This is a genomic window from Amnibacterium endophyticum, assembly GCF_042680685.1.
GTDB lineage: Bacteria > Actinomycetota > Actinomycetes > Actinomycetales > Microbacteriaceae > Amnibacterium > Amnibacterium endophyticum.
On sequence record NZ_JBHUEA010000021.1, the window covers coordinates 43079 to 60060 of the forward strand.

Consider the following 16982-nt stretch of genomic DNA (forward strand, 5'->3'; position numbering starts at 1 on the left):
AGCGCCGCTCCGCTCCTCCCCAGGTCGACTTCCGCGCCGATCTCGGATCGGATCGCGATCAGGCCGCCACCGGTGGACGCCTCAGGCTTCCCTCGGGGTCATGCAGCGCATCGCCGGCAGGGAGCACGTCCGCTACAGCGGGCACAGGAACCGCTACGGGGTCGACGCCCGCACGCTGCGACGCCAGGCGCTGCGTGGCGAGATGACCAAGCTGCGCTGCGGCGCCTTCGTCGACACGGCGGTCTGGGAGTCGCTCGACCCGCAGCAGCGGATGCGGCTGGAGGCCGCCGCCGTGCACGACTCGGGCCGTGTCCGCTTCATCGCCTCCCACGCCTCCGCTGCCGCGCTCTGGGAGGTGCCTCGCATCGGCGCTCCCGACGGGCTCGTGCACACGCTCACCTCCGCGGCGGACGGCACCCGCACCGAGAACGGGCTGCGGAAGCACGCGGTCGCCGATCTCGACCTGCACCGGGTCCTGGTCCACGGCATCCCGTGCACGTCGATCGAGCGGACCGTCCTCGACCTCGCCATGACCGAGCCGTTCGTCGACGCCGTCGTCGCCCTCGACTGGGCCCTCCGTGAGCACACGTCGGAGGACGCGCTCCATCGAGCGCTCGAGGAGCTCGACCCGATGCGCGGGCGGGCGAAGGCCGAGCGCGTCCTCGCCTTCGGCGACGGGCGCTCGGGGTCGGTCGGCGAGTCGTACAGCCGGGCCCTCATGGCCGAGCACGGCTTCCCGGTGCCCGTGCTGCAGCAGCGGTTCGACGACCACCGGGGCCTGATCGGCTTCGTCGACTTCTTCTGGCCCGACTTCTCCCTCATCGGGGAGTTCGACGGGCTCGTCAAGTACTCGGACCTGTCGATGCTCCGGGGGCGCACGCCTGCCGACGCCCTCGTCGACGAGAAGATCCGGGAGGACCGCCTCCGATCGACCGGGAACCGCTGCATCAGGTGGATCTGGGCGACGCTCCGGCAGCGCGGTGCGCTCGCCGCACAGCTGCGCGCCGCAGGCCTGCCGTCCTCCGCGGCGATCCGGGCCTGATCGGCGGAGCCGGGCCGTTCCGACCGGTCGGAACGGCCCGGAGGCGCCGGCGCGGCCCGGACTCCGCGGCGGTCAGCCGCGGTTCTCGCTCATCCGCGCGGCGACGAGCTGCGGCACGAGCGCGACCAGGTCGGTCTGCACGTGGAGCGCGATCTCGACGTCGTCGGCGCCGGCGTGCTTCGCACCGACCAGGTGCTCGTGGAAGCCCGGGGGCCACGGCGTCTCGGTCGCCGCCGCCCAGGCGCGCCACTGGTCGAGCGAGGCGGACATCGGCTGCGCCGTGACCGCGTCCTCCACCTCGTGGCTCACCGTCTCGACCATCTCGCCGATCGAGAGGTGCTCGCCGCGGTGGGCGCGGATCCGCTGGTCGGCCAGCTGCGACAGCCGTCGCCACGAATCGCTGCCGAGGAGCAGCTCCGGGTGCCGGGGCAGCTTCACGGCCGCCGGGCGCACCGGACGACCGCGCCCGATCACGTGGTGCTCGTCGTGTCGGTCGCGCCAGAGCCCGGAGGACCGCACGATCCGGCCCACGATGCGCCGCAGCACGGGTCGATGGTATGCGTCGCCGCGTCCGGGCGGAATGCCCGCGCAGGAGTCCGTCAGCAGGAAGTCCCGAGCGCGTCAGCAGGAACGGAGAGCATCGGCAGGAACCAGCGGCCGTCTCGTTCCTGCCGACGCTCGCAGTTCCTGCTCAAGGGCTCGCGGTGCCTGCTCGCGGGCGACCGGGGTCAGCGGTCGTCGGCGCCGCGCGGGGGCTTGCCGCCCTCGGCGACCGCGGCCGCCGCCTCGTCCGCGGGGACCTCCCGGCCGTCCGGGGTCTCGTCGACCGGGCCGTGGGGCGCGACCGCGTCCTTGATCGAGGCGTCCGGGTCGCGGCGGATGCTGATCAGGCTCGCGATCGTCGCCACCGCCATCGAGACGACGATCACCGCGAGCGACAGGCCGGTGCCGATCTCGAAGACGTCGAGGTGCTCGCCGCCGTTGATGAAGGGCAGCTCGTTCTCGTGCAGGGCGTGGAGGATCAGCTTCACGCCGATGAAGGCGAGGATGAAGGCGATCCCGTACTTCAGGTACTTCAGGCGCTCCACCAGGTCGCCGAGCAGGAAGTAGAGCTGCCGGAGGCCCATCAGGGCGAAGATGTTCGCGGTGTAGACGATGAACGGGCTGTTCGTGATGCCGAAGATCGCCGGGATCGAGTCGAGCGCGAAGAGCACGTCCGTCGCCCCGATCGCGATCAGCACGATCAGGATCGGCGTGAACATCTTCCTGCCGTCCACGACGGTGCGCAGCTTGCCGCCGTCGTACTCGTCGGTGACCGACAGGTGCCGGCGGGCGAAGCGCACGAGCGCCGTGTCGGTCGCGTCGCCGTGCTCCGACCCGAACGCCTGCGTGATCGCGGTGTAGATGAGGAAGGCGCCGAAGAGGTAGAAGATCCAGCTGAAGTTCTCGATCAGCGAGGCGCCGACCAGGATGAAGATCCCGCGGAAGACCAGCGCGAGGATGATCCCGATCATCAGGACCTCCTGCTGCCGCGTCTTCGGCACGGCGAACCCGGTCATGATCACGATGAAGACGAACAGGTTGTCGATCGACAGCGAGTACTCGGTGAGCCAGCCGGCGACGAACTCGGTCGCGGCGGTCCCGCCGGCGACGAAGAACATGACGCCCGCGAAGATCAGCGCGAGCACGACGTAGAAGACCACCCAGAGCGTCGACTCGCGGGTCGACGGCACGTGCGGCCGCCGGTACGCGAGCACGATGTCGCCGATCAGGATCAGGACGATCACCGACAGCGAGACGATCTGGAACAGGACGGGCACTTCGGGCACGGGGCTCCTCGCGGGCAGGACTGGGCCTCGAACGTCTCTCCCTCGCCCAGGACACGGGCGCCGCACCCCCGGATCCGCTCACGGTGCGGATCGTGCTGACGAGGCGTGCGGTGGCGGGATACTCCCCTTCGCGCGCCGAAGCCTAGTGGCGAGGAGGCCCGGCGCGCCCGGCCCCGCGCCGCAGGTCCCTCCCGCGCGATCGCACGCCCTGCGCGGATCCGCAAGGGATTGATTCCGGGCGCTCCCAGGTCTCCCCGATCCGGCTCGCATCCGGGCCGCGGGTCCCGCCCATGCCGCTCGGATGCGCCGGGCGTTGCCTGATGCCGTGGCCGCCGCATCACGGCGGCCGACGAACGGGAGGAACCCATGTCCGGACGCAGCACCCTCACCCGCAGCATGCACGACGTCGGCCTCGCCGCCTGGTTCGGTGGCAGCCTGATGGGCGTCGTCGGGTTGAACGGCGGGGCGGCGAAGGCGAAGGACCCGAGCGAGCGCCTCCGCATCTCCACCATCGGCTGGGGCCGGTGGACCCCGGTGCAGCTGGCCGCGATCGCGGTGCACGGCGTCGGCGGGATCGGCCTGATCCGCGCGAACACGGGCCGTCTCGCCGTCCAGGGCGAGGCGAGGAGCAACACGGCGGTGAAGACCGTCCTGACCGTCGCAGCGGGGGCGGCGAGCGTCGTCGCCGGGCTGGCCGGCGGCGTGATCGGCCGCCACGCGGAGGAGGGCTCGAGCGGGGTGACCGAGCCCTCCGGCGGGCAGTCCGACGAGCTCGCGACCGCGCAGCGCGTGGAGAAGGTCGCGCAGTGGGCGATCCCGCTGCTCACCGGGGTCCTGCTCGTGCTCGGCGCCCAGCAGGGCGAGCAGCAGCGCCCGGCGGCGGGACGGCTGCAGAGCGCCGGCCGCCGGGTGACGGGCGTCCTCCGGCGCTGACACGCCGAGGGCCGATGGACCGATCGCGCACCTCCCAGCGGTCACCGGGGGGACGCCCGCGCGGCTCCCCGGTGACCGGACGAGCGTCGCCCCTCGGAAGGCGGGCGACGGCTTCGGCCGGAGGCTCCCGCACCACCCACGACGATTGGAATCGAACGTGATCACGAGCGAGCAGATCAACAGCCTGCCGGGCACCACCGTGCTCGACGACGACGGCGACCGGGTCGGGGACGTCATCGAGGTCTACCTGGCGGAGGAGGGGGGCGAGCCCCTCTTCGTCACCGTCAAGACCGGGTTCTTCGGGTCCAAGCAGACCTTCGTGCCGCTCGACGGCGCCGACATGGAGAGCGGCGGCCTGCACGTGCGGTACGACAAGGCCCGCATCAAGGACGCCCCGCGGGTGGACGCGGACGAGGCGCTCTCGGAGGCCGAGCAGCAGACGCTCTTCGACTACTACGACCGCGGCAGCGGCACCTCCGCCGATCGCGACCGCACGGGTGCGACCGACGACCGGACCGACGTCGGGTACGACCGCGGGGACCTCGCGGACGACCGCCGGCAGGACCGCACGCAGGCCGCCGCGGGGTACGACGCCGCGGCCGGCGCCGACGCCGGGTACGCGGCTGCCGGGACGGACGACGACCGCGCCGGCGTCGACCTCGGCGGGGACCGCGGCCGCAGGACGGCCGGTCACGACGCGAGCGGGCCGGACACGGACGACGCGATGACGATCTCCGAGGAGCGCCTGCACGCGGGCGTGGAGCGGCGGGAGGCGGGGCGCGCCCGCCTCCGGAAGCACGTCGTGACGGAGCAGCGCACCGTGACCGTGCCGGTGAGCCACGAGGAGGTCCGGCTCGAGCGCGAGCCGATCACGGACGAGAACGCGGAGCGCGCGACCGACGGGCCGGACCTGAGCGACGAGGAGCACGAGGTGGTCCTGACCGAGGAGCGTCCCGTCGTGCAGAAGGAGACGGTTCCGGTCGAGCGGGTCCGGCTCGGCACCGAGACGGTCACCGAGGAGCAGCAGGTCACCGACGACGTCCGCCACGAGGAGGTCGACGTCGACGGCGCCGACACGGGCGCGACGCGGACCGGCCGCGACCGCTGATCCGGATCGGACGCGGGGGCTCGAACGGGCCCCCGCGTCCCCCTGCAGGGAGCACGATGCCCGACGGCCTCCTCCGCCGGCGCTTCGAGGAGCGCGACGGCGCCGGCGCGAGCGCCTCGCTGAACGCCGTGCTCGGCTGCGGCACCGTCCGATTCCCGGAGCGGGACGCGGCCTGGCGCCTCGACGCGGTCGTCGACGACGGGATCACCCTCGCCCGGCTCGTCACGACCGGAGCGGTCGGGATCACGATGCAGCGCTGCCCCGAGCTGGTGGTCGTCCTCGTGCGCCACGGGGCGCTCGAACTCGTCGAGCGCGGCCGCACGGTCCGGCTCGGGCCGGGCGGGACGGGGCTGATCCCGCTCGGCGCGACGACACGGCTGACCGCGCACGACCTCAGCGCGGAGCTCGTGGCGCTGCCGCCGGCACCGCTCGCGCGCCTGCTCGGCGTCCGCGACGCCGAGATCCGCCTGCGGGCACCGCTGCTCGAGCCGAGGAGCGCGGAGCTCGCGGCCTGGCTCGACCGGACCGTGCACCTGCTCGGGGAGGACGCGTTCGGCGTCGCGGAGGTGTACCAGCGCGACCTCATCCGCGCGTCCGCCGTCGAGCTCGTCGCGGCCACGGTGATCGAGGCCTTCGAGCTGGTGAACCGGTCGGAGCAGCCGACGGACCGCGACCACGTCGTGATCCGACGCGCCGTCGCCTGCATGCGGCACCATCTGCGCGCCCCCGTGTCGGTGCCGGACATCGCGGAGGCGGCGGGCGTCTCGGTGCGCGGCCTGCAGCTCGTCTTCCAGCGTCAGCTCGGGACCACCCCGCTGCTGCACCTCCGGCAGCTGCGGCTGGAGGCGGCGCGGGAGGAGCTGCGCCGCCGCACGAGCCCGGGCACGACGGTGGCGGAGATCGCGAACGGCTTCGGCTACGCGAACGCCGCCCGCTTCTCGACCCACTACCGGGACGCGTTCGCCGAGTCGCCCGCTGCGGCACTCGCGCGCGACGTCCGCTCGGCGGACCGCGCGGAGGGCGACGAGGGTCGCGATGCGCCACCGCGCGTCCACGGCGCCCCCGTCCGCCGCGAATCCGGCCGGTAGCGCGCAGACGTCGGCCCCCGCACATGATGGAGCACGGTCCACGACATAGGGTCGCGCGGTGCCCGCCGCTCTGCTCGGGGACGCCGGCGTCACCCAGCGCCCCATGTCCCCGCCGCACCCTCGAGGCCCGCTGAGCGCGGGCGTGCTCGCCGTCCTCACCGGCGCTCCCGCCCCTCTCGATCCCCTCGTCGACGCCGCGCTGCGGCGCGGGGCGGATCCGCTCCGCGACGAGGACCTGCAGCTCGCCCTCTTCTGCCTCTACGAGCCGCACTACGGCGGGCTCGCCGGGGTCGACGACGACCTGGAGTGGGATGCGGACCTCAACCGGGCTCGGAGGCGTCTCGAGGCCGCCTTCGAAGCGGCGCTGCGCGCGGCCGTCGCCCCTCCCGAGCGGCCCGAACCGACGGCCGAGGCGGTCGCGGAGGCCCTGTTCGCCCTCACCGCCGAGGACGGCGGCCCGAGCCTCGCGCGGCACCTCGCCCGGAAGGCGACGGAGGAGCAGCTGCGCGAGTTCCTCGTGCACCGCTCGATCTACACGCTGAAGGAGGCGGACCCGCACAGCTGGGCGATCCCCCGCCTGAACGGCCGCGCGAAGGCGGCGCTCGTCGAGATCCAGTCCGACGAGTACGGCGCGGGCCGCCCCGGCCGCATGCACTCCGCGATCTTCGCGGCGACGATGCGGGCAGCGGGCCTCGACGACGCCTACGGCGCCTACGTCGACCGCGTGCCGGCGGTCGTGCTCGCCTCCCTGAACGCCATGTCGCTCTTCGGGCTGAACCGCCGCCTGCGGGGCGCGATCGTCGGGCACCTCGCGGCGTTCGAGATGACCTCGTCGATCCCCAACCGCTTCACCGCCAACGCCTTCCGCCGCCTCGGGTTCGGCGAGGACGCGACCGCCTACTTCGACGAGCACGTGGAGGCCGACGCGGTGCACGAGCAGATCGCCGCGCGGGACCTGGCCGGCGGCCTGGTCGAGGCGGAGCCGGAGCTGCTCGACGACGTGCTCTTCGGCGCGGCCGCCTGCCTGCTGGTCGACGGCCTGCCCGGCGAGCACATGCTGGCGTGCTGGGCCGCCGGCGAGTCGTCGCTGCGCGCCGAGGAGGCGGCCCGTGCCTGAGCGGTCGCAGCCCGTGCTGATCACCGCCTGCCCGAACGGCCCCCTGCTCGTCCGCGGCGACGTGCAGGTGCAGACCCCGGACGGCGGACCGCTGCAGCGGCACCGGCGCACGGTCGCCCTGTGCCGCTGCGGCAGGTCGACGATCAAGCCCTGGTGCGACGGCACCCACAAGCTGATCGGCTTCGTCACCGAGCCGGAGACCCCGGAGCCGTGAGCATCGCCCCGGGGCTGCTGAGACCGGAGCGCCCCGTCCCGCGCCCGCTCGGCGAGCTGGCCGATGCCCTCGGCCTGGCGGCGTGCGGCGTGCTCGCCGGGGTCGCCGTGACCGGTCTCGCCGCGCGGACCCAGGACCTGCGACCCGGCGACCTCTTCGCCGCGCTGCCCGGCGGGGCGGCGCACGGCGCCGACTTCGTGCAGCGTGCTCGGGACGTCGGCGCGGTCGCCGTGCTCACCGACGAGCGCGGTGCGGAGCTCGCCGCCGGCGCCGGCCTGCCGCTGCTCGTGGCGGACGACGCCCGCGCCGTGCTCGGCGAGGTCGCGGCGTGGGTGCACCGCACCCGCGAGCGCATGCCGCTGCTGCTCGGCGTGACCGGCACCAACGGGAAGACCACGACGGTCCACCTGCTCGAGCACCTCCTGGAGCGGCTCGGGACCCCCGCCGGCGTCAGCAGCACGGCGGAGCGCGGCTCCGGCGACGAGCACGTGCCGAGCCGCCTGACGACCCCCGAGGCCGACGAGCTGCACGCGATGCTGGCCCGGATGGCGGAGCGGGGCGTGCGCGCCGCGGCGCTCGAGGTCAGCGCGCAGGCGCTCGTCCGCGCCCGCGTCAGCGGTCTCCGCTTCGACGTCGCGGGCTTCACAAACCTGACGCACGACCACCTCGACGACTTCGGGACGATGGAGGCGTACCTCGCCGCGAAGGCGCGTCTGTTCGAGCCGGGCGTCAGCGGCCGCGGCGTCGTGTGCGTCGACACCGAGCCCGGGCGGCGGCTCGCGGACGCCGCGGCGATCCCCGTGCGGACCCTCGCGTCCGACCCCGGCCCGCGAGCGGATTGGACCGTGGCCGACGTGGAGGTGACCGCGGTCGGTACCTCGTTCTCCCTGGAGGGTCCCGACGGGCTGCGGATGCCGGCCGCGCTCGACGCCCTCGGCGCGCACCAGGCGGTCGACGCCGGGCTCGCGATCGCGATGCTCGTGGAGGCGGGCGTCGCTCCGGCCCGGATCGAGGCCGTGCTCCGGCGCGGCCCGCTTCGGGCGGCGGTGCCGGGCCGCATGGAGCGCGTGCCGGGCTCCGTCGACCCCGCCGTCTTCATCGACGTGGGCCACACCCCCGACGCCATCGAGAAGTCGCTGCGCGCGCTGCGGCCGCTGACGACCGGTGCGCTGGTCGCGGTGTTCGGCGCGGACGGCGACCGGGACCCGTCGAAGCGGGCCCCGATGGGCGCGGTCGCGGCGGCGCTCGCCGACGTGGTGGTCGTGCACGACCACCACAGCCGCTTCGAGGACCCGGACCTGATCCGGGCGATGGTGGTCGGCGGCGCCCGTGGTGCGGGCGCGGTCGTGCACGACGTCCCGGACCCGGCGGAGGCCGTACGGGTCGCGATCCATGCGGCGGGCGTCGGCGGCACCGTCCTCTGGGCGGGGACGGGGCGCACGGAGTACCGCGACATCGGGGGTGTGAAGCGGCCCTGGTCGTTCTGGGACGAGGCGGCACGAGCGGTGCGGGAGCAGGCGGGCGAGGCGGACCGGCTCTGCCCGACCTCGGCCTGAGTCCGTCCGCTCAGGGGGTCCGCGCGACCACGACCTGCTCGCCGCGGTGGAGCACGGGGCCGCTGAGCAGGCGCTCCCGGGTCGCGGCGGAGAGCCCGTCGGAGTCGTGCGTGAGCGCGAGCACGGAACCCGACCGGAGCCAGTCCGCGGTCACGCGCTGGTAGACCGGGTCGTCCACGGGCCAGAGCGGCGGGTCGCCCGGCGTGCGGCCGGCCGGGTCGTACTGCCAGCCGGTGACGTCGGGCCGCACCGCGCACCCGCGCTGCAGGTCCCGCGTGAGCACGTCGGCGAGCACGAGCGTCGTGGCGGCGTCGGCGGTCGCGCACCCGTCCGTTGCGCGGAGGGCGTCGGCGATGCCCGCCTCGAGCGGCGGATCGGACAGCTTCGCCAGACGTGCGGGCGTCCAGGCGCCGAGCACGACCGCCGCGACCAGGACCGCGACCCAGGTGGTCGCGACGGCCCTCGGTGCGGCGCGGGGCAGCCCGCGGCGCGTCCGGCCGACCGCGGTGCCGACCAGCACCGACAGGGGCAGCAGCGCGAGCACGGCGTAGTGCCCGTAGAAGGACGGCGCCGCCAGCAGGGCGGCGATCTCGGCGACGGCCATCACCGCGAATCGGCGCGCGCCGGGCGTCGCGAGGCCCACGATCACGGCGGCCGTCGCGAGCAGCAGCACGGCGCCGAGCACGGCACGCTGCGGGACGCCGGGAATCGGGGGCGGGACCGTGATCGCGGCGAGCCGCACCCCGAGCAGCGGGACGATGCGGCGGCGGCCGAGCTGGTCGGCGACGAGCATCCGCGGCATCGCCTCCGGCGCCGCGAGCAGGAAGGGCAGGCAGACGGCCGCGGCGACCGCCGTCGCCGCCAGGGCCGCGACGGGCGCCCGCCGACGCAGCGCGAGCACGACCACGAGCGCCGGGAGCACGAAGGTGAGCTTCACGGCGCACGCGGCGCCGAGCAGCGCGCCGGCGACGGCCGCCCGGCGCCGCGACGGCGGGTCGACGACCAGCGCCAGGGCGGCGAGCAGCAGCGCGCAGCCGACCGGCTCGAGCAGCGCGGTGCGCTCCGCGAAGACCACCGGCCAGGAGCAGGCGTACACGGCCGCGCCGGCGAGCTGCGCGGCGGCGCCCCGGCGGCGCAGGACGACCGCGACGAACCCGGCGTTCACCGCGCCGAGCAGGATGCCGGCGAGCCGCGCCGCCGCGAACGCGGCCGGGTCGCCGACGACGCGGGCCGCGGCGGTGAACGGCAGCAGCGCGAGCAGCACGCCGGGCGGATGCAGGAAGAGGAGGTCGCGGTAGGGCGCCCGGCCCGCGAGCAGCGCCGCGGAGGCGGCGTAGTGCACGCCGTCGTCGATGCTGCCCGCGCCGAGCAGCCCTCCTGACCGCAGGTCGACGGCGAGCCGGAAGGCCGCGGTCAGCAGCACGACCGCCACGGGCAGCGCGGCGCCGCGCGGCCGGGAGGCGGGGCGCGCGAGCACCCGCGGACCTTGGACCGCGCGGGTGGCCGGCGGGTGAACGGCGCACGTCCTCCGCGCGCTCGTGCGGACGTGCGGGCCCCGCGGATCCGCGTCTAGAACTCGAGCAGGTGGTCGCGGAGGCCGCCGTCGCCGAAGCCGCGGCGCAGGATGCCGCGGCGCCGGAGGATCGGCACGAGGTCGTCGAGCATGCGGTGCAGCGTCACCGGGTGCAGGTCGCCGGAGAGGATGAAGCCGTCGTTGTCGGCGTCGTCCCCGAACTCCTCGATCAGGTCCGCGAACTCGTCCGCGGTGCCGACGAGACCGGTGCGGTCGAGGATGCGGCCCTTGCGCGCCTTCCTGGCGAGCAGCTCGCGCAGCGGCACCTCCTCGGCGTCCGCCGCCTTGCCGTACAGGCCGCGGATCGTGCCGGCGGAGACGTGCTCGGCGAAGATCCTGCGGTCCAGCGGCCGGTCGAGGTCCTGGGTCGTGAGGTCGGTCTCGAGGTCGCTCGACCAGGCCTCGGCGACCTCGCGCAGCGCCGCGTCGTCCGGGTGCTGCGACGCGGCGACGACCCGATCCGCCTCCTCCGGGCTCGACACCAGCTCCGGCTTGATGACGAAGAGGATGCGGATGTCGCCGGGCGCGCGCCGGGTGACGCCGGGCGCGCCGAGGACCTTCGCGCGGTAGTCGCGCACGCTGGCCACGTCGAGCGGCGCGAGCGCCAGCTGCACGTCGGAGTGCGTGCCCGCGAAGGCGAGCCCGGGCGGGCTGCCGCCCGGCGACACGATCACCGGGTCGCCCCACCGCGTCGGCACGGCGTTCAGCGGCCCGGTCACGCGGAACCACTCCCCCTCGTGCTGAAGGGTGCGCAGCCGGTCGCCGCGCGCGTAGTGCCCGGTGGCCGCGTCCTCGACGAGCACGTCGTCGTCCCAGCCGTGCCAGAGGTCGTGCAGCAGGTGCGTCCACTCGTCGGCGCGGTCGTAGGCGGCGTCGTGGCCGATCTGCTCGGCGCCGAAGTGGCGGGCGCTGCCGGTGTCGGTCACGACGTTCAGCCCGAAGCGGCCCCGGGACAGCCCCTGCAGCGTCGCGGCCTGCCGCGCCGCGAGGTAGGGCGGCGTGGCCCCGGCGTTGATCGTCGGGGTGATGCCGAGGTGGCGGGTGACGTCGAACAGGTACGGCACGAGCATCAGCGGGTCGTGCTTCGGGCCGCCGTACGCCTTCCGGGTGCGGAGGTCGAGCGTCTCCGGGTTCCCGAGCGACAGGGCGTCCTCGATGATCAGCAGCTCGAAGCCCGCCTGCTCGAGCTCGCGCGCCGACTGCTGGTACAGCTGCGGCTCGGTCCAGGCCCAGTCCCACTCCCAGTACGGCCGCGCCCAGCCCTGCGGTCCGAAGCCGCGGGAGAAGAACCAGCCGAAGTGCTGCGGCCGGCTCACGGCGTCACCGCCGCGCCCCGCGCCGGGATCGTGGCGAGCGCCTGCTCGAGGTCGGCGAGCAGGTCGTCGGGGTCCTCCACGCCGATGGAGAGGCGCAGCAGGCCGGGCCCGATGCCGGCCTCGTGCAGCTGCTCGGGCGAGCGGTGCGCATGGGTCGTCGTCGCCGGGTGCAGGACGAGGGAGCGCACGTCGCCGAGGTGCGTCATCCGGCTGAACAGCACGAGCGCGTCGGAGCAGCGGCGCGCCGCCTCGAGCCCGCCGCGCAGCGTGAACGCGAAGACGGAGCCCTGGCCGCGCGGCAGCAGCCGCCGCGCGAGCGCGTGGGAGGGGCTGGAGGCGAGGCCGGCGTGGTCGACCGACTCGACCTCGTCGCGGGTCTCGAGCCAGCGCGCGACCGCGAGCGCCGTGGCGGACTGCCGCTCGACGCGGAGTGACAGGGTCTCGATCCCCTGCCCGATCAGGTGCGCGTTGAACGGCGCGGGCGCGGGGCCGAGCCGTGCGGCGACGACGTCGCGGGCGTAGGCGATGAAGGCGCGACGGCCGTGGCGCTCCGCGAAGCTCGCCCCGGCGAGGAACGGGTCGGGCTCGATCAGCTGCGCGGAGGAGGACGCGGCCCAGTCGAACCCGCCGCCGGTCACGATCGCGCCGCCGAGCGCGGTGCCGTGGCCGGCGAGGAACTTGCTGGCGGAGTGCACGACCACGTCCGCGCCGAGCTCGAGCGGCCGCTGCAGGTACGGGGTGGCGAGCGTGCTGTCGATCATGAGCGGCAGGCCGTGGGCGTGCGCCACCTCGGCGACCAGCGGGATGTCGAGCAGGTCGTTCTTCGGGTTCGGGATGCCCTCGCCGAACAGGAACCGCGTGCTCGGGGTGATCGCGCGCGCCCACGCCGCCGGGTCGGCGGCGTCGAGCACGAAGTCGACGGTGATGCCGAGGCGGGCGAAGTTGTGCTGGAACAGGTTGCGCGTGCCCTCGTAGATGCTGTTCGCGCTGACGACGTGGTCGCCCGCCTGCAGCAGCGACAGGGCCGCCACGGTGACCGCGGCCTGCCCGGTGCCGACGAGCAGCGCCTCCGTGCCGCCCTCGAGCAGCGCGATCCGCCGCTCGACCGCCGCGGTCGTCGGGTTGCCGAGGCGCGTGTAGCTGTAGCCCTCCACGGTGCCGGCGAAGCGCGCCTCCGCCTGGTCGAAGTCGTCGAAGACGAATCCGGCGGACAGGTGCAGCGGCGCGACGCGCGCGCCGTGCTCCCGGTCGGTGGACACTCCCCCGTGGACCTGCTGCGTGCTGAACCCGAGCTCCGGCATGCCACCAGGGTGGCGGACGCCGTGTCGCGGAGCGCGGAATGTGACCGCGCGCGACAGCGGCGCCCGCTACGGGGAGGCCGGACCCGGTCGGCGGTCGAGGGCGGCGAGCGCCCGCACCGCGAGGACGGCGGCGAGCGCGCCCGCCGCGAGGATCGACGCGAGCACGAGCACCTGGAAGCGGCCCGCCTCGAGCGGCGGCAGCCCGCCGAAGATCGCGCCGACGAAGGCGCCGGGCAGGGTGACGAGCCCGGTCGTGCGCGTCTGGTCGATCGTCGGCACGAGCGCCGTGCGCACCGCGCCGCGCGCGAGCCCGCTCGTCGCCTCGACCGGGCGGGCGCCGAGGGCGAGCCAGCCCTCCACCTCGTCCCAGCGCTCCCCGGCGGCCTCGAGGAAGCGGCGGCCGGACAGCGTCGTCAGCGCCATCGCGTTGCCGATCGTGATGCCGCCGATCGCCAGCAGGTAGCGGGGCGACGGCTCGAGCGCACCGGTGGCGAAGACGACGACGAGGGCGGCGCCGGCGCCGGCGGCGATCGCGCCGGCCGCGACGGGCCAGCGGTGCAGGCCGCCCAGGCGGCGCGCCGACGTCCAGCTGGCGACGCCGAGCATCACGGCGAGCGCCAGCGCGGTCCAGCCGATGCTCGTGATCACGCCGGAGAGCACGAAGGAGATCGCGGCGAGCTGCAGCACCGCCCGCAGCACCGCGAGCGCGGGGCCCGCGCGCCCGGGGACGCCGGCGAGCGCGAGCACGCCGGCGGTGAGCGCGCCGAGCAGCACGAGCGCGGCGAGGGTCGGCACGAGGCGGTCCATGGGCGTCTCCTGTGCAGCGCTCAGCGACACGGGCGGCGCTGCGAGGCGCCGCCCTGCTGCTCAGCGTGGCACGGCCGGGCACGCGGTCCTGCTCAGGCGAGCAGCGGGACGAGCGCGGCGAAGCCGAGCACGACCACCGTGAGGACGAGCGCGGTCGCGGCGGCGACGGGCTCGGCGCGCTCCGGGGCGACGCGACGCGGCGCGGGCCGGAGCGCGCTCGCGATCCAGCGCAGGGAGTAGAAGAGGCTCGCGACGGTCGCGACCGCCGCGACGACCACGAGCCAGCCCTGCCCCGCGGCCCAGGCGGCGCGGAACACCTCGACCTTGCCGAGGAACACGCTCGTCGGCGGCGTGCCGACCAGCGCGAGCAGGCCGACGAGCAGCGCGCCGGTGAGGAAGGGGTGCGCGCGGCCGGCGCCGCGCCACCCCTCCACGGTCGTCCGTCCGGGCAGCGCCGCGACGACGGCGAAGACGGCGAGGTTCGCCGCCGCGTAGCCGGCGGCGTAGACGAGCAGGGCGCGGGCGTCGGTCCCGACCACGGCGAGCAGCAGGAACCCCGCCTGCCCGACCGTCGACCAGCCGAGCAGCCGCCGCACGTCCTCCTGCCAGAACGCGGCGAGCACGCCGAGCAGCATCGACACCGCGGCGGCGATGGCGACGACGAGCGCGAGGTCGAGCGCCGGCTGCACGACCTGCACGAAGCGGAGCAGGGCGACGAGCGCCGCCACCTTCGGCACGACGGTGAGGAACGCGGCGGCCTGGCGGGAGGCGGCCTGCGCCGCGTCCGGCACCCAGAAGTGCGCGGGCACGGCCCCGGCCTCGAACAGCAGCGCGAGGGCGACGCCGACCGCACCGATCGCCACGAGTGCGGGCGCCGCGTCCGGCAGCCCGCTCGCGAGGGCGGCGTAGTCCGTGCCGGCCCCGGCGCCCGCGAGCACCGCGGTGCCGCCGAGCAGCAGCACCCCGAACAGCGCGCCCTGCAGGTAGGTCTTCACCGCCGCCTCCGCCGCGAGCGCCGAGCGGCCGATCCCGATGAGGCCGTACAGCGGCACGCTCGCGAGCAGGTAGCCGGTGACGACGACGAGCAGGTCGTCGGCCGCGGCGAGCACCGTCGCGCCGAGGGTCGAGAGCATCATGAGCGCGACGGTCTCGCTCTCCCGCGGCGAGCCCGCGCGCTCGGCGGCGCCGAGCAGCAGCACGGCCGCGCAGCCGAGCACGGCGACGAGCCGGATCGCGGTCGTCACCGGCCCGAGCGCCCAGGTGCCGTCGAAGATCGTCGTGGCGGGTCCCGCCTGCAGGACGGCGACCGCGGCGGAGGTCGCGAGGGTTCCGACGGCGAAGGGCCCGAGCAGCCGCTGCCGCCGCCTGGGCAGGAACGAGCCGCCGAGCAGCACGGCGAGCGCGCCGGCGAGCACGACGACCTCCGGCGCGAGCCGGCCGTAGTCCATCACCGGTGCAGCAGGTCGACGAGGTGCGCGGCGGCCGGCTCGACGAGCCCGTTCAGCGGGGCGGGGACGACGCCGATCGCGAGCGAGAGGGCGAGCAGCCCGCCGATCGCGACGGTCTCGTGGGGCTTCAGGTCGGGGAAGTGCTCCGCCATCGGCGTCCGCTCCCCCGTCAGCACCCGCTGCAGCGCCCGCAGCAGCAGCGCGGCGGTGAGCACGATGCCGGGCAGCGCGAGCGCCGCGACCGGGGTCGCCCCGATCGCGCCGATGAAGATCTGCAGCTCGGCCACGAAGCCGCTGAAGCCCGGCAGGCCCAGGGAGGCGAACGCCGCGATCGCGAAGAGGGCGGCGAAGCGCGGCGCGACCCGGCCGAGCCCGCCGAAGCGGTCGAGCTCGGAGGTGCCGCGGCGGTCGCGCAGCACGCCGACGAGCAGGAAGAGGGCGCCGGTCGTGAGGCCGTGGGAGACCATCTGCACGAGCGCGCCGATGACCGCGGTCCGCTGCGCGACCACGCCGCCCCCGATGCCGGCCGCGCCGACCGCCATCACGACGTAGCCCATGTGGTTGATCGAGGTGTAGGCGATCATCCGCTTCAGGTCGGTCTGCGCGAGCGCGACGAGCGCGCCCCAGAGCGCGGAGACGATGCCGACCACGAGCACGGTCCAGGCGATCGCCGACCACGCTGCGGGCAGGATCGGCGCGGCGACCCGGACGAGGCCGTACGTGCCCATCTTCAGCAGCAGCGCCGCGAGCACGACCGAGCCGATCGTCGGGGCGTCCGTGTGGGCGGGCGGCAGCCAGGAGTGGAACGGCACGGTCGGCGTCTTCACCGCGAGCCCGACCGTGATCGCGGCGACGACCGCGATCGCCGCGACCGGGCCGACGGCGAGGGCGCCGGACGCCGCGAGCGCGGCCATGTCGAAGGTCGGGCGGGCGGCGCCGAGGTAGACGCCGATGAAGCCGAGCAGCAGCGCGATGGATCCCGCGAACGTGTAGAGGAAGAACACGAGCGCGCTGCGGCGCCGGCTGCCGTGCCCCCAGCCGGCGATGGAGAACGCGATGCCGACGATGGAGAGGTCGAAGAACAGGAAGAACACGATCAGGTCCTGGGCCGTGAAGAGCCCGACGCACGTCGCCTGGAGGAAGAGGTAGAGCGCGGCCTGCTGGCGGGGCCGGTGCCGCTCGCCGAGCGAGAAGACCGCGACGGCGAGGAAGACGACGCCGGTGAGCAGCAGCAGCGCCAGCGAGAAGCCGTCGACGCCGAGCTGGTAGCGCACGCCGAGGCCGGGCACCGCGGCGCTCCGCTCCTCGAGGGCGAGCCGGCCCGGAGGCAGCGGCAGGGCGAGCGCGGTCGCGGCGACGGTGAGCGCCAGCAGCGCCGCGGTGACGACGACCCACGCGGCGCGGACGACGAGGTCGGGCAGGCCGCGGGCGAGCGCGAGGACGATCGCGGCGACGAGCGGCGCGAGGACCAGGACGGAGAGCATCAGCGGACCACCAGGGCGACGAGGACGAGGACGACGGCGCCGACGGAGGCGACGAGGTAGTACTGGTGCAGCCGGCCGGTCTGCGCCCGCCGGGCCGCGCGTCCCGCCGCCGCGGCGAGCGCGCCGGACCCGCGCATCAGGCGGTCGGGGCCGGCGCGGTCGAGGC

The 16982-nt window shown here is 75.3% G+C and carries 15 protein-coding genes; 7 read left to right on the top strand and 8 right to left on the bottom strand.

Going from position 1 to position 16982, the window contains the following annotated elements:
• Positions 1-100 precede the first annotated feature (100 nt).
• Complete coding sequence (locus ACFSBI_RS13135; protein ID WP_377935649.1) at positions 101-1042, top strand: hypothetical protein; 942 nt, start codon at positions 101-103, stop codon at positions 1040-1042.
• Between the two features lie 72 nt (positions 1043-1114).
• Here the strand turns inward: ACFSBI_RS13135 and ACFSBI_RS13140 are convergent, their stop codons facing one another.
• Entirely contained in the window at positions 1115-1588 is a 474-nt protein-coding gene (locus tag ACFSBI_RS13140; protein WP_377935651.1) for a hypothetical protein, read from the bottom strand.
• A gap of 182 nt (positions 1589-1770) precedes the next feature.
• Positions 1771-2871 (bottom strand): TerC family protein, encoded by a 1101-nt coding sequence (locus ACFSBI_RS13145; protein ID WP_377935653.1) that lies wholly within the window; start codon positions 2869-2871, stop codon positions 1771-1773.
• A 366-nt stretch (positions 2872-3237) separates the two neighbouring features.
• Here ACFSBI_RS13145 and ACFSBI_RS13150 point away from each other — a divergent pair, with 366 nt between their 5' ends.
• The 6 genes from ACFSBI_RS13150 (at position 3238) to ACFSBI_RS13175 (ending at position 8887) form a co-directional block, all read left to right on the top strand.
• Positions 3238-3804, top strand: a complete 567-nt coding sequence (locus tag ACFSBI_RS13150; protein ID WP_377935655.1) for a hypothetical protein — start codon at positions 3238-3240, stop codon at positions 3802-3804.
• 157 nt (positions 3805-3961) lie between these two features.
• Positions 3962-4912, top strand: a complete 951-nt coding sequence (locus ACFSBI_RS13155; protein WP_377935657.1) for a YsnF/AvaK domain-containing protein — start codon at positions 3962-3964, stop codon at positions 4910-4912.
• A gap of 56 nt (positions 4913-4968) precedes the next feature.
• On the top strand, positions 4969-6000 hold the full coding sequence (locus ACFSBI_RS13160; RefSeq protein WP_377935659.1) for a helix-turn-helix domain-containing protein: 1032 nt from the start codon (positions 4969-4971) through the stop codon (positions 5998-6000).
• Positions 6001-6103: 103 nt separating this feature from the next.
• On the top strand, positions 6104-7117 hold the full coding sequence (locus ACFSBI_RS13165; protein ID WP_377935677.1) for an iron-containing redox enzyme family protein: 1014 nt from the start codon (positions 6104-6106) through the stop codon (positions 7115-7117).
• A complete protein-coding gene (locus tag ACFSBI_RS13170) occupies positions 7110-7331 on the top strand; it encodes a CDGSH iron-sulfur domain-containing protein (RefSeq protein WP_377935661.1) in 222 nt (73 codons plus the stop codon). Before ACFSBI_RS13165 ends, ACFSBI_RS13170 begins: the two co-directional genes overlap by 8 nt.
• Positions 7328-8887, top strand: coding sequence for a Mur ligase family protein (locus ACFSBI_RS13175; RefSeq protein ID WP_377935663.1), 1560 nt, complete (start codon positions 7328-7330; stop codon positions 8885-8887). The genes ACFSBI_RS13170 and ACFSBI_RS13175 overlap by 4 nt, the downstream gene beginning before the upstream one ends.
• Before the next feature lie 10 nt (positions 8888-8897).
• Here the strand turns inward: ACFSBI_RS13175 and ACFSBI_RS13180 are convergent, their stop codons facing one another.
• The 6 genes from ACFSBI_RS13180 to ACFSBI_RS13205 all read right to left on the bottom strand — a co-directional run bounded on the left by ACFSBI_RS13180 (position 8898) and on the right by ACFSBI_RS13205 (position 16816).
• Positions 8898-10364: a hypothetical protein gene (locus ACFSBI_RS13180; protein WP_377935665.1), complete on the bottom strand. Its 1467-nt coding sequence runs from the start codon at positions 10362-10364 to the stop codon at positions 8898-8900.
• A 92-nt stretch (positions 10365-10456) separates the two neighbouring features.
• Positions 10457-11776: an LLM class flavin-dependent oxidoreductase gene (locus ACFSBI_RS13185; RefSeq protein ID WP_377935667.1), complete on the bottom strand. Its 1320-nt coding sequence runs from the start codon at positions 11774-11776 to the stop codon at positions 10457-10459.
• Positions 11773-13077, bottom strand: coding sequence for an O-acetylhomoserine aminocarboxypropyltransferase/cysteine synthase family protein (locus tag ACFSBI_RS13190; protein WP_377935669.1), 1305 nt, complete (start codon positions 13075-13077; stop codon positions 11773-11775). Before ACFSBI_RS13190 ends, ACFSBI_RS13185 begins: the two co-directional genes overlap by 4 nt.
• 66 nt (positions 13078-13143) lie before the next feature.
• Entirely contained in the window at positions 13144-13884 is a 741-nt protein-coding gene (locus tag ACFSBI_RS13195) for an ABC transporter permease (RefSeq protein ID WP_377935671.1), read from the bottom strand.
• Positions 13885-13976: 92 nt separating this feature from the next.
• Positions 13977-15332, bottom strand: a complete 1356-nt coding sequence (locus ACFSBI_RS13200) for an NADH-quinone oxidoreductase subunit N (RefSeq protein WP_377935679.1) — start codon at positions 15330-15332, stop codon at positions 13977-13979.
• Positions 15332-16816, bottom strand: a complete 1485-nt coding sequence (locus tag ACFSBI_RS13205; protein WP_377935673.1) for a complex I subunit 4 family protein — start codon at positions 16814-16816, stop codon at positions 15332-15334. Before ACFSBI_RS13205 ends, ACFSBI_RS13200 begins: the two co-directional genes overlap by 1 nt.
• Positions 16817-16982 lie beyond the last annotated feature (166 nt).